12 protein-coding genes are annotated in these 11,562 nt (G+C 72.7%); 3 read left to right on the top strand and 9 right to left on the bottom strand.

The window, feature by feature from the left end; all coding sequences use genetic code 11:
* The 3 genes from QQ657_RS08225 to QQ657_RS08215 all read right to left on the bottom strand — a co-directional run bounded on the left by QQ657_RS08225 (position 1) and on the right by QQ657_RS08215 (position 2,225).
* Positions 1-342, bottom strand: coding sequence for a VOC family protein (locus QQ657_RS08225; RefSeq protein ID WP_284741491.1), 342 nt, complete (start codon positions 340-342; stop codon positions 1-3).
* 283 nt (positions 343-625) lie between these two features.
* Positions 626-1,420 (bottom strand): SDR family NAD(P)-dependent oxidoreductase, encoded by a 795-nt coding sequence (locus QQ657_RS08220; protein ID WP_284741490.1) that lies wholly within the window; start codon positions 1,418-1,420, stop codon positions 626-628.
* Between the two features lie 4 nt (positions 1,421-1,424).
* Positions 1,425-2,225 carry an alpha/beta hydrolase gene (locus QQ657_RS08215; protein ID WP_284741489.1) on the bottom strand — a complete coding sequence of 267 codons (801 nt, stop codon included), beginning with the start codon at positions 2,223-2,225 and terminating at the stop codon, positions 1,425-1,427.
* A gap of 141 nt (positions 2,226-2,366) precedes the next feature.
* On the opposite strand from QQ657_RS08215, the gene QQ657_RS08210 reads away from it, so the two are divergent.
* Together QQ657_RS08210 and QQ657_RS08205 are read left to right on the top strand one after the other, a co-directional pair.
* A complete protein-coding gene (locus tag QQ657_RS08210; RefSeq protein ID WP_284741488.1) occupies positions 2,367-3,326 on the top strand; it encodes a LysR family transcriptional regulator in 960 nt (319 codons plus the stop codon).
* A 91-nt stretch (positions 3,327-3,417) separates the two neighbouring features.
* Entirely contained in the window at positions 3,418-5,448 is a 2,031-nt protein-coding gene (locus QQ657_RS08205) for a HelD family protein (protein ID WP_284741487.1), read from the top strand.
* Here QQ657_RS08205 and QQ657_RS08200 read toward each other — a convergent pair.
* The 5 genes from QQ657_RS08200 to QQ657_RS08180 form a co-directional block, all read right to left on the bottom strand.
* Positions 5,402-6,313 carry a trypsin-like serine peptidase gene (locus QQ657_RS08200; protein ID WP_284741486.1) on the bottom strand — a complete coding sequence of 304 codons (912 nt, stop codon included), beginning with the start codon at positions 6,311-6,313 and terminating at the stop codon, positions 5,402-5,404. The genes QQ657_RS08205 and QQ657_RS08200 overlap by 47 nt on opposite strands.
* 31 nt (positions 6,314-6,344) lie before the next feature.
* Entirely contained in the window at positions 6,345-6,917 is a 573-nt protein-coding gene (locus QQ657_RS08195) for a LutC/YkgG family protein (RefSeq protein ID WP_284741485.1), read from the bottom strand.
* Positions 6,914-8,356 (bottom strand): lactate utilization protein B, encoded by a 1,443-nt coding sequence (locus QQ657_RS08190; RefSeq protein ID WP_284741633.1) that lies wholly within the window; start codon positions 8,354-8,356, stop codon positions 6,914-6,916. The genes QQ657_RS08195 and QQ657_RS08190 overlap by 4 nt, the downstream gene beginning before the upstream one ends.
* Positions 8,357-8,373: 17 nt before the next feature.
* Entirely contained in the window at positions 8,374-9,099 is a 726-nt protein-coding gene (locus QQ657_RS08185; protein ID WP_284741484.1) for a (Fe-S)-binding protein, read from the bottom strand.
* A gap of 95 nt (positions 9,100-9,194) precedes the next feature.
* Positions 9,195-9,710 carry a DUF6630 family protein gene (locus tag QQ657_RS08180; protein ID WP_284741483.1) on the bottom strand — a complete coding sequence of 172 codons (516 nt, stop codon included), beginning with the start codon at positions 9,708-9,710 and terminating at the stop codon, positions 9,195-9,197.
* Between the two features lie 206 nt (positions 9,711-9,916).
* Here QQ657_RS08180 and QQ657_RS08175 point away from each other — a divergent pair, with 206 nt between their 5' ends.
* Positions 9,917-10,957, top strand: a complete 1,041-nt coding sequence (locus QQ657_RS08175) for a glycoside hydrolase family 43 protein (RefSeq protein WP_284741482.1) — start codon at positions 9,917-9,919, stop codon at positions 10,955-10,957.
* Between the two features lie 6 nt (positions 10,958-10,963).
* On the opposite strand, the gene QQ657_RS08170 is transcribed toward QQ657_RS08175, so the two are convergent.
* Entirely contained in the window at positions 10,964-11,500 is a 537-nt protein-coding gene (locus tag QQ657_RS08170; protein WP_284741481.1) for a TetR/AcrR family transcriptional regulator, read from the bottom strand.
* Between the last annotated feature and the right edge of the window lie 62 nt (positions 11,501-11,562).

Genomic DNA, 11,562 nt, shown 5'->3' with positions numbered 1-11,562 from the left:
CTATTTCTCGTGCAGCTCGATGGCGTTGCCCGAGGGATCGGCGAGGAAGGACTGGCGCGCGGCGCCGACCGGCGCGGGATCGCTGACTTCGAACCCGTCGGCGCGCAGCCGCCGGACCTCGGCGTCGAGATCGTCGACGAGCACGGCGAAGTGCTGGCCCCGCGCAGGTCCCGGCGCCCCGGCGATGAGGTGCAGCTGCTGGTCGCCGACGTCCAGCCAGGCTCCGGGCCCGAGGTTCCCGGGGCGGGCTTCGGAGAGCCGGAAGCCGAGCACGCGGGTGTAGAAGCCGACCGCCGCTTCGAGGTCGTCGACGACGACCGCCACGTGGTGGATCGCTGTCATGACGGGGTTTCCGTTCTGCGGACGGCATTACCGGACCGTTCCGGCACGGTAGCGAGGCCGTCGTCGTCAGGTCAAGGAAAGGGCCGTGCCGTCACTCGCCGCGGGGCAGGCGGATCCTGATCGGCCCCCGCCACTCGCCGTCCGGGTCGAGCGGCCGGTCGGCCGAGGTCCCGGCGGTCAACGCGACGCGGGCCTGCTCCGCGCCCGGGCCGCCGCCGTCGCGGGTTCGCTCCGGTTACCGCCGCGGTCCGGCCCGATCGGTCATGCCGCCGGCCTCGCACGCCTAGTGCGTCTCGGTGGAATACCCGCCGTCGATGGCGAAGTTGGCCCCGGTGATGTTGCCGGCCACCCGGTCGCTCGCCAAGAAGACCGCGAGGTTCGCGACCTCGGCGGGCTGGGTGAAGCGTCCGGTGACCGCGTGGGCCGCGGCTTCCTCGGCGACCGACTCCGGGTTCCCGCCCGTGGTGGCGGCGATCGTTTCGGCGACGCCGCCCGTGCCGAGCCACAGCCGGGTCGCGACCGGGCCCGGGTTGATCGCGTTGGCGCGGATGCCGTGCGGGCCGAACTCCTTCGACACCGACTTCGTGAAGTTGACCAGCGCCGCTTTCGCCGCGCTGTAGTCGATGACGCCGGGGTCGGGCAGGCTCGCGTTGATCGAGGCGATCGTGACGATGCTGCCGCGCCCGGCCGTCACCATCGCCGGCAGCACGGCGCGCGTGGCCCGGACCGCGCTGACGAGGTTCAGCGTCAGCGACCGGGCCCACTCGTCGTCGGTGACCAGCAGGAAGCCGTTCGTCCTCGGCGTGACCGCGCCGACGTTGTTGACCAGGATGTCGATCCGCCCGAACTCGGTCAGCGCCAGCTCGGCGAGCCGCCCCGGCCCCTCGGCGGTGCCGAGGTCCACGGCCAGGGTGTGTGCCTTGCCGGCCCGGACGAGGACGTCGAGATCCGGTCCGGGGTCGCGGGCGCCGGCCACGACGTGCACCCCCTCCGCGACGAGGGTCTGCGCGACGGCCAGCCCGATTCCCCGGCCGGCCCCGGTGACGACGGCGACCGCGCCGTCCAGCCCGAGGTCCACCCGCCTAGATCCCGTGCTCGCGCAGCCAGCCGAGCACGGCGTCGGCGACGTCGCGCCAGCCGCTGTCGACCGTGAGCGAATGCCCCCGGCCCTCGAACTGCTTCAGCTCGGTGACGGCTGCGGAATCCCGGTACTGCTTGAGCGTCGAGCGGGTGACGACGTCCGGGACGGTGTGGTCCGCGGTGCCCGAGATCAGCAGGAGCGGGCCGCGGTCTTCGCGGTGGGTGTCGACCTTCGCTTGGGAGTGCATCACGAAGTTGGCCGCCGCGGCCTGGAACAGCGGCCGGGCCGGGGACGGGATCGTCCAGCGCCGGTACAGCTCCGACGACTCCTCGTCGGGCAGCGCGTTGCCGAAGCCGAACCGGAACTCCTTCTCGGTCAGCGAAACGGCCCGGTGCAGGTTGGCGGGATTGCCCAGCGCCGGCAGCCCGGCGCGCAGCTGCGCCAGCGGCAGGGGCAGGACGCCCTTGATCTGGGCGGGGTCGATGGCGACGCCGGCCAGGCCGATGCCCTGGCCCAGCAGCTTCTCGGTGATCAGGCCGCCGAAGGAGTGGCCGATGATCACCGGCGCCCGCTCGAGGCCCGCGATGACCGAGGCGAAGTGGCCGGTGGCGTCGTCGATGCTGATGTCCGCGACGGCTTCGGGGTTTTCCCGGGCCTGTTCGACGGTTTCGGGCTCGTGCGGCCAGCCCGGGGCGATCGGCTCGTAGCCGGCCGCCCGGAAGTGGTCGATCCAGGGGTTCCACGAGGTGGCGTGCAGCCACAGACCGTGGATGAACACGACGGGGGTGCCCGGGTCGGCCATCGGATCCTCCAGTTGGTGCGGGCTTTCCCCGAAGCCAACACGAACCGCGGCACCGGCGTCCAAGACCCGTTGGGTGTGCATCGATAGCCGTGGTGGCATCGTTGGCGCACTGCCTCACTCCCTTCGCGCCGGAAGGCCCGCATGGACCTCGACCTCAGGCTGGTGCGGTACTTCGTCACCGTCGCCGACGAACTGCACTTCGGGCGGGCCGCCACCAAGCTCTTCATCAGCCAGCCGGCGCTGTCCAAGCAGATCCGCCGGCTCGAAGCCGACGTCGGCGCGCCCCTGCTGGTGCGCGACAGCCGGCACGTCGCGCTGACCCCGCGCGGCGAGCGGTTCCTGCACCACGCCCGGCAGCTGCTGGCCACCGCCGACCAGATGCTGCGCGAGCCCGCACCGGATCACCTGCGGATCGCCCACATCTTCGAACTGGACACCAGCCGGGTCGTCGCCGACGCGTTCGTCGCCGCCCATCCCGGCGTCCGGCTCGTCCAGAGCCAGATGGACAGCGCCCGCCAGCTCAGCGCGCTGCTCGAGGACCACCTCGACGTCGCCGTCCTCCGCGTCACCGCCGCTCTGAAGGCCGACTTCCCGGCCGGGTGGCAGCACGTCCTGCTCCGCCTCGAGCCGTTCTGGCTGGTCGGACGGCCGGGTGACCCGAGCCGCCCGGCGGCGTCGGTGCACGAGCGGCCCCTCGAGGTCTTCGCGGACGGGCCCGGCACGGCGTTGTACAACGTGCACGGCCGGTACCTGAGCTCGTGGGAACAGCACACCGGCGTCGCCCTGCGCTGGCTGGGCAACCCCGGCACGTTCGACACCTGCCACGCCGCCGTCAGCCGCGCGCGCGACAGCGCCTTCCTGCTCGAATTCGACAGCTACGCCCGCCGCTACGCCGACCGCGGCGTGCCGGTCCACCGGCCCCGGGAGCTGCAACCGGTCTACCCCTGGTCACTGGCGTGGCGCGACGGCGAGTCACCGGAAACCGTCCAGGCCTACCTGCGGATCGCGCGGGAAACGGCCGAGCAGCGCGGCTGGCTGCACCCCGAACGCGCGGACACCGCGCCGCTGTGGGTCCCGCCCGAAGACCTCACCGCCGCATAGGCACGGCGTCCTCGCGCCGGGAAAGAACAAGACTGTTCTTCGCCGGATTCGCCGGGCACCCTCGACGGCACCGACCTGGGGGAGAACGCCTGTGACCGGCGAAGACCGTGAGCTCGAACTCGAACGTGACCACGTGGCCGGCCTCTACGCCCGCGTGGACGCCCTGCGCGAGACGGCGGTCGCGCGCTCGGCGACCGAAGATCAGGAGGCGGCCGCCGTCTGGCGGGCGGAGGTGGCCCGGCTCGACTCGGTGGAGCAGGGGCTGTGTTTCGGCCGGCTCGATCTGGACGACGGCCGGCGCGTCTACATCGGCAGGCTCGGCCTCTTCCGCGACGACGACGGCGAGCCGCTGCTGGTGGACTGGCGCGTCCCGGCGGCCCGGGCGTTCTACACCGCGACGGCCGCCGCTCCCCAAGGCGTGCGGCGACGGCGGCGCATCACCACGCGGGGCCGCACGGTCGTCGCGCTCGACGACGAACTGCTGACCGCGGACGGCGCCGGCGACGACGCGCTGGTCGGGGACGCGGCGCTGCTGGCGGCGGTAACCGCGGAGCGCACCGGGCGGATGCACGACGTCGTCACCACCCTGCAGGCCGAACAGGACCGGATCATCCGGCACGAGACCGGCGGCGTGCTCGTCGTCGAGGGCGGTCCCGGCACGGGCAAGACCGCCGTCGCCCTGCACCGGGTCGCCTACCTGCTCTACACCCGGCCGCACCTGCGCACCCGCGGTGTCCTGGTCGTCGGTCCCAGCCGGCTGTTCCTCGGCTACATCGGCCAGGTTCTCCCCGGTCTCGGCGAGCACAGCGTCGTCACGGCCACCCTCGCCGAGCTGCGGCCGGGCACCGAAGTCAGCCGATCGGACCCGCCGGAGACCGCCGCGGGCAAGGGGCGGGCGGTCATGGCCGGACGGCTGGCCGACGCGGTGCGAGCGCGGGTCCGGACCCCGGACGACGCCATCGACGTCGAGTTCGAGCAGCAGACGCTGCGCCTCGACCCGGCCACGTGCGCCCGCGCCGCGGCCGAGGCCCGGCGGACCCGGCTCCCGCACAACCAGGCCCGGCTGCTCTTCCAGCGCCACGTCGTCGAGGCGCTCGCCCGGCGTCTCGTCGAGGACCTGGAGGCGATCGTGCTCACCGACACCGGCGAGGCGATCGACGGCGGCAGCCCGGACGGGCGGCTCGGCGAGGCCGACCTGCGTGCGCTGGCCGCCGCGGGTGTCGTGGTCGACGACCACGACGGACCGCGAACCATGCTGGACGAGACCGCCCGCGCCGGCCTGCTGCAGTCCCTGCTCGCCGACCCCGTCGTCCAGGCGACCCTCGACGCGCTGTGGCCGCCGCTGACCCCTGAGCAGGTGGTGGCGGACCTCCTCGGCGAGCGAGCCGGCGGCTGGAGTGCCGCGGACGTCCCGTTGCTGGACGAAGCCGCCGCCCTGCTCGGCCAGGACACGGCGGTATTCGGGCACGTGGTCGTCGACGAAGCCCAGGAACTGTCCGAAATGGACTGGCGGATGCTGATGCGCCGGTGTCCCACCCGGTCGATGACCATCGTCGGGGACCTCGCCCAGACCGGGAGCCCGGCCGGCGCCGGCTCGTGGGACGACGTGCTGCGGCCACACCTGCGAGACCGCCGGCACCTCGTGCGGCTCAGCGTCAACTACCGCACCCCCGCCGAGATCATGGCCGCCACCACCGACCTGGTCACCGGCGTGACGCCGCCCCGGTCGGTCCGCTCGACCGGCGAACCGCCCTGGCGCCTGGGAACCACCCGCGCGGAGCTGCCCGCCGTCGTCGCCGAACTCGCCGCGGCGCACACCACCGGCCGGCTCGCGATCATCACTCCGGGCACCCTGACCGAAGCGCTGTCCCCCACCGCGCACCCGGACCTGACCGGCCGGGTCGTGGTCCTCACCCCCGCTCAGGCCAAGGGCCTGGAGTTCGACTCGGTCCTCATCGCCGACCCGGCCGCGATCCTCGAAGCGCCCCTCGGCCACCACGACCTGTACGTCGCCATGACCCGGGCCACCCGCCACCTCGGGATCGTGCACCCCGGCCCGGTCCCGGCCGAGCTGCTCAGAGTTCCCCCGCGCGCTCGTACAGCGCCCGCACGGGATCGGTGAACGCCGCACCGCTGAGGTCCGTGGTCACGCCGTCCTCGGTCATCGTGCCCCGGCTCGTGACGCTGAAGATCGTGCCCCGGCCGGTGGCGGGGTCGAAGCCGCGCAACCACGGGCCGCCGCTGGAGCCACCGGCGAGGTCGCAGTCGGTGTTCCACGTCGTGGTGACCGAGTTCGCCTTCAGCGTGGCCGGCCGGGCGCACGAGAACAGCGCCTCACCACCGGCCGCCTGGGAAACCGGGTAGCCGAGCATCGTGGTGTCCACAGGGGACGGTGGCCGGGCGAACGAGACGTCCTGGGTGCCCGCGACGTCGGCGACGTGCCGGCCGTCGACCGGGTCCAGCGCGATCACCGCGTCGTCGTCGGTCCCGCTCATGGGCCCGGAATAGGTGTTCGACCAGGCGAAGGCCCGGACCGGGAACACGCCGTGCGGTGCCTTCCCGTGGTCGTAACCCGGCACGAACACGACGTTGACGATCTTGATCGGGTTGTCGAACCGGTCCAGGCCGCCGTTGACGCAGTGCCCGGCGGTGAGCGCGACGTCCTTGGTGGCGCTGGGAACCACGGTCGCGGTGCAGGACTCGTCGACGCCCGGTACGGCGGTGAAGAACAGCCGGCCGACACCCGCCGGCACCGGCCCCGGCCATTCCCGGCCGATCTTCTCGGCCGGGGGCAGGGAGTCGTCACCCACCCACTGCCGCATCCGCTCCGGCGTCCAGTGGGCCAGCGCGGCGGCCCGGTCCACCGGGCTCACCCGGGTCACCACCTGGTCGTCGGCCGCGCTCGCCGGGGTGGCGACGACCACCAGCGCGGTAGCGGCGGCGACGAGCGAAGCGGCGGCCAGGGAACGCGATTTCGTGGTGATCATGATCAAGGGACGTCCGGGCCACCGGGGAGGTTCACTCCGCGACGACGATGACGTGCAGGGTCCGCGGCCCGTGCACGCCTTCCACCCGGGTCAGCTCGATGTCACTGGTGGCGCTCGGCCCGCTGATCCACGTCTGCGGGCGCGCCGGATCGAGGGCGGCCACGGCCTGCGGCACGCCCGGCACGATCTGGTCCTCGCGGACGACGCACACGTGCACGTCCGGCACCAGGCTCAGCGCACGCCGCCCCTGGCCCGGGCCGTGGTCGAGCACGATGGTGCCGGTGGCCGCGATGCCGAGCGCGGCCGTGGTGACGACGGCGTCGAACTCGACCAGCTCGCCTTCCCCGCCGCCGACGTCGACCGGGAACCCTTCGGGCACCAGGACTTTCCGCGCCGGCCCCAGCGCGGCGCGGACGGCGCCGGGCAGCTCGGCGGCGGTGCAGCGGGTGAGGGCCGCGCGGTAGTCGACCACGCGCTCGGCGAACAGCTCGACGACGTCCGCGGCCGCGACGGACCGGTAGCCGCGCGGGACCGCCGCTTCGGCCCGGTCCGCGTCGCGCAGCGCGCCACGGACCGCGGCCAGGATCTCCTCGCGCGCGCTCACCGCTTTCGCCACCAAGCGCGGAACGACTCGCGCGGCGGGGCCGGGAGGTCACGGGCGTTCGTCCACACCGAGCCGGGCCACGGCAGCCGGGCCACCGCACGACGGCCGCCCGGCAGCACGCGGCGGCCGAAGCGGGTCAGCGCGCGGTTCGCGACGCCGAGCCCGCGTTCGGCCAGCCCCAGCCGCCGGGCGTCGGACAGGACCCACGACGCCGATTTCATCGCCACCGCCTCGGGTTTCGGCGGCCCGCCGCGATGCGCGTCGACCACCCGGGACCGCAGGTGCACCAGGACCTCGGGGATGTCGATGCGCACCGGGCACGCGTCGAAGCAGGCGCCGCACAGGCTGGACGCGTACGGCAGCGAGTCGGTCTGCTCGTCGACGCCGACGCCCTTGAGCAGCGGGTTGAGGATCGCGCCGATCGGGCCGGGGTAGACCGAGCCGTAGGCGTGCCCGCCGGTCCGCTCGTACACCGGGCAGACGTTCAGGCACGCCGAGCAGCGGATGCAGCGCAGCGCCTGCCGGCCGACCTCGTCGGCGAGTGCCCGGGTGCGGCCGTTGTCGAGCAGCACGACGTGCATCTCCTGCGGCCCGTCGCCGGGCGTGACACCCGACCACGTCGAGGTGTAGGGGTTCATCCGCTCCCCCGTGCTGGAGCGCGGCAGGAGCTGGAGGAACACGTCCAGGTCGGTCCACGTGGGCACGACTTTTTCGATGCCCACCACCGAAACGAGCACCTCGGGCAGCGTCAGGCACATGCGGCCGTTGCCCTCGGACTCGACGACCACGAGGGTGCCGCTCTCGGCGACGGCGAAGTTCGCGCCCGAGACGGCCATCCTGGCCCGCAGGAACTTCTCCCGCAGGTGCAGGCGGGCCGCGCCGGCGAGCTCGGCCGGGTCGTCGGTGAGCCCGTCGGGTGCCGGCCGGCCCGCAGCGCCCATCTCGCGGCGGAAGATCTCCCGGATCTCCGCGCGGTTGCGGTGGATCGCCGGCACCAGGATGTGGCTGGGCAGGTCGTCGCCGAGCTGCACGATGAGCTCGGCGAGGTCGGTTTCCCAGGCGGTGACGCCGTGTTCGGCGAGGGCCTCGTTGAGGCCGATCTCCTGCGTCGCCATCGACTTGACCTTGACGACCTCGTCGACGCCGTGGTCCCGCGCGACGCGGGCGACGATGTCGCAGGCTTCCCGAGCGTCGCGGGCCCAGTGGACGGTCACTCCTCTGGCCTGCAGCGCGGCTTCGAGCGTCAGCAGGTGCTCGTCGAGGCGACGCAGGGTGTTGTCCTTGATCGCAGCGCCCGCCAAGCGCAGTTCCTCCCACTCGGCCACCTCGCCGACGACGGCCGCGCGCTTGGCGCGGATCGTGCCGGTGGCGTGGGCGAGGTTGCGGCGCAGCTGCGTGTCGGCGAGCGCTTCCCGGGCCGCGGCCGGGAACGCGGGCATGCCGACGAACGTGGCACTCACGCGTCCCCCTCGGTCGAAGCGAGCACGTCGGCCAGGTGCAGCACGCGGACGCCGGACCGCTGCCGCGACAGCAGGCCGCCGATGTGCAGCAGGCACGAGTTGTCGCCGGCGACCAGCACCTCGGCGCCGGTGTCCCGGACGTGCCGGGCCTTGTCCGCGCCCATGGCTGTGGATGTCTCGGCGTTCTTGACCGCGAAGGTGCCGCCGAAGCCGCAGCACTCCTCGGCGGCGGGCAGCTCGACGAGATCGAGCCCGCGCACCTCGCGCAGCAGCCGCAGGGGCTTGTCGGCGACGCCGAGCATGCGCAAGGAATGGCAGGTCGGGTGGTAGGTGACGCGGTGCGGGAAGTAGGCGTCCACGTCGGTGACGCCGAGGACGTCGACGAGGAATTCGCTCAGCTCGTAGACCTTCGGCCCGCTCTCGGCCAGCCGGGGATCGCCGGCCCGCCGCGCGACCAGGCCGTGCTGGTGGCGCGCCGAGCCCGCGCAGGAACCGGACGGCGTGACGATGTAGTCGTAGCCCGCGAACGCTTGTGCGAAGGCGCGCACCACCGGCATCGCCTCGTCGAGGTAGCCGGTGTTGACCATCGGCTGGCCGCAGCAGGTCTGCGCCTCCGGGAAGTCCGCGTCCACGCCGAGGCGGCGCAGGAGCCGGAACACCGCCTTGCCCGTGTCCGGGAAGAGCGAGTCGTTGATGCAGGTGACGAGCACGGCGACCTTCATGCGTGCCCTCCGGATCGAAACGTTTCAATACGTCGTTCCGGGACGCTACTATGGGCTCGTCGGTCAAGTCAACGCACTGCCTGCACGGCCGATTTCTACGTTTCAACAGTGCCGAGCGGCGCGGCCGTGAACCCGGCCGTTTCGGCGAGCGCCACGAGGTCGCCGGCGCGAGCGGCGGGCAGGAGCACGAGCGGGTAGCAGTCGGACTCGATGTCGAGCACCGCGAGGGCAGTGCCGGTGTCGGTCAGCCGGTACCCCGCCGCCTCGAGGAACTCGTACGTCGGCAGCTCACTCTCCCCCAGCGACGTCCACAGCTCGTCCGCCCGCGGCGCGGATCGCAAGGCCCGCAGTTGGCCGGCGATCTCGTCGGGCGCTTCCTTCCAGTCGACCTCGGCCAGCAGGCCGTGATCGGTGAGCGCGTCCACCAGCGCGACCCACGGCAGCAGCGGGAAGGGTTCGTCGATACCACGGTCGTCGAGCCGGTCGGCGTGCTCGCGCAGGTAGGCGTCCTGGTCGTCGTGGGCGGCCGCCGCGCGGGCGGCCACCTCCGGGGCGTCCGGCGCCAGCAGGGTGGCGACGGCCACGAGCGCGTCACGAGCCGGGGCAGTCATCGATGTCCTCCGCGGGGCCGGATGTTCAACCGCAGGATGATCGCACCTCGCCGCGGCTGCACGTCGCCGAGCCTCCGCTCAGCGGAACCTCACCGGTTCAGACCAATTTCGCCCGGTCTGGATCGAGCAAGCACCCGCGGCCCTACCGCGCGAACCCGATCACGGGTGATCCTGCGCTCGGTCCCGCTCGAGCGAGGGATGTGGTCATGAAGCTCTTCCGGCTCCTGAGCTGCGCAGTCGTGTTCCTGCTCGTCGCCGCCGGTACCGCGGCGGCCGGGCAGACGTCCTTGCGGGCCGCCGATCCCAGCGTGCTCCGGGTCGGCTCCACCTACGTCGCCGTGCAGTCGTCCGGCGGCGGGATCGTCGCGCGGCAAGCCACGTCACCCGACGGCCTGGCGAGCGCGCCCGCCCGCCGGATCTGGTCGGACAGCAGCGGCCGCGGAGAGGTGTGGGCCCCCGAAATCGTCACCGACGGCGGCCGGTTCTACGTCTACTTCTCGGCCGGAACCGGTGCGGCGCACCGGATGTACGTGATCAGCTCCGCCGTCGCCGACAGCGGTTACACGGCCGAGACCCAGCTGGCACTGCCCGACGGCAAGTGGGCCATCGACGGCACGATGTTCACCTTCGGCGGGCAGCGGTGGTTCGTCTGGTCGGGCTGGGCCGGGGACACCAACGTCGAGCAGAACCTCTACATCGCGCGGATGAGCACCCCGACCACCCCGACCGGCGGGCGGTACATCATCTCCCAGCCGCGGGAAAGCTGGGAACGCGTGGTGGGCACCCCGTTCATCAACGAGGCGCCCGCGGCGATCAAGGACCCGAACGGGCAGCTGCACATCACCTACTCGGCCAACGGCAGCTGGAGCGACCAGTACTGCATCGCCGAGGTCCGCCTGCGCGCCGGCGGCGACCCGACGTACGTCTGGGACTGGTACAAGTCGAACGGCTGTCTCTTCGGCTCCCACCGCGAGACGATGATGGCCGGCTGGGACCCGACGCTCTACGTCGACGGGCCGGGCAGCCACAGCTTCGTCCTGCTCAACGGCGACATCGCGACGAGCCCGCCCGCCGGGCCGAAGTTCCCGCTGATGTTCCACGCCGTCCCCAAGGGCACGCCGTACTCGTGGGCCAACCGCTACTGGTACACGGGGACGTTCTGCTGGTGGGGCTCGACGACGTACCACCGCGCCAACGTCCCGGGCGCGACCACCGACACCGGCTGGGGCCTCAAGTTCTTCGAATGAGCGGGCTCACCGGCGCGCGCCCAGGCCGTCGAGGATGAGCGCGAGCATCGACGCCGACCGGTCTTCCGGCCCCATCGCGGCCCGCCAGAGCGCACCGGTGAGCTGCAGGAAGTCGCGGGGGTCGGCGTCGGCGCGGATGGTGCCGTCGGCCTTGCCCGCGTCGAGCAGCCGCGTGATGGCGGCGATGACCGGGCCGTAGGTCTGCTCGGTGATCGCCTGGTGCCCGCCGGGGCTGAGCGCGTCGCCGAGGCCGTGCTTCTTCCGCATGGCGGCCACCAGGTCGACGGTCCACTGCCGCAGCGCCTCCAGCGGCGCCAGCTCGGCGAGCAGCACCGGGACGGACCCGACGAGCCGCTCGACTTCGTCCTGGTAGATGGCCAGCACGAGAGCCTCACGGGTCGGGAAGTTGCGGTACAGCGTGCCGGGCCCGACGCCGGCGCGTTGCGCGATCTGGTTCATCGAGACGTCGCTTCCTCCGACGAAGGCCTCGCGAGCGACCTCCAGGATGCGAGCCCGGTTTTCCCGCGCGTCCGAGCGAACCATGTGCCGTCCTTGCTATCCGGAGAACTCTCCACTACCGTATGTGGAGAGTTCTCCGGAATTCT

This window comes from Amycolatopsis ponsaeliensis, assembly GCF_030182635.1.
GTDB lineage: Bacteria > Actinomycetota > Actinomycetes > Mycobacteriales > Pseudonocardiaceae > Amycolatopsis > Amycolatopsis ponsaeliensis.
The sequence above is the reverse complement of the archived record's forward strand: the minus strand, read 5'-3'. Positions and strand labels throughout refer to the sequence as shown.

Excerpts from the sequence above, each read along its gene's own strand:
- QQ657_RS08190 (WP_284741633.1), bottom strand. The coding sequence starts at position 8,356 with ATGCCCGCGTTCCCGGCCGCGGCCCGGGAAGCGCTCGCCGACACGCAG.
- QQ657_RS08200 (WP_284741486.1), bottom strand. The coding sequence starts at position 6,313 with ATGATCACCACGAAATCGCGTTCCCTGGCCGCCGCTTCGCTCGTCGCC.
- QQ657_RS08215 (WP_284741489.1), bottom strand. The coding sequence starts at position 2,225 with ATGGCCGACCCGGGCACCCCCGTCGTGTTCATCCACGGTCTGTGGCTG.
- QQ657_RS08175 (WP_284741482.1), top strand. The coding sequence starts at position 9,917 with ATGAAGCTCTTCCGGCTCCTGAGCTGCGCAGTCGTGTTCCTGCTCGTC.
- QQ657_RS08170 (WP_284741481.1), bottom strand. The coding sequence starts at position 11,500 with ATGGTTCGCTCGGACGCGCGGGAAAACCGGGCTCGCATCCTGGAGGTC.
- QQ657_RS08225 (WP_284741491.1), bottom strand. The coding sequence starts at position 342 with ATGACAGCGATCCACCACGTGGCGGTCGTCGTCGACGACCTCGAAGCG.
- QQ657_RS08180 (WP_284741483.1), bottom strand. The coding sequence starts at position 9,710 with ATGACTGCCCCGGCTCGTGACGCGCTCGTGGCCGTCGCCACCCTGCTG.
- QQ657_RS08185 (WP_284741484.1), bottom strand. The coding sequence starts at position 9,099 with ATGAAGGTCGCCGTGCTCGTCACCTGCATCAACGACTCGCTCTTCCCG.
- QQ657_RS08210 (WP_284741488.1), top strand. The coding sequence starts at position 2,367 with ATGGACCTCGACCTCAGGCTGGTGCGGTACTTCGTCACCGTCGCCGAC.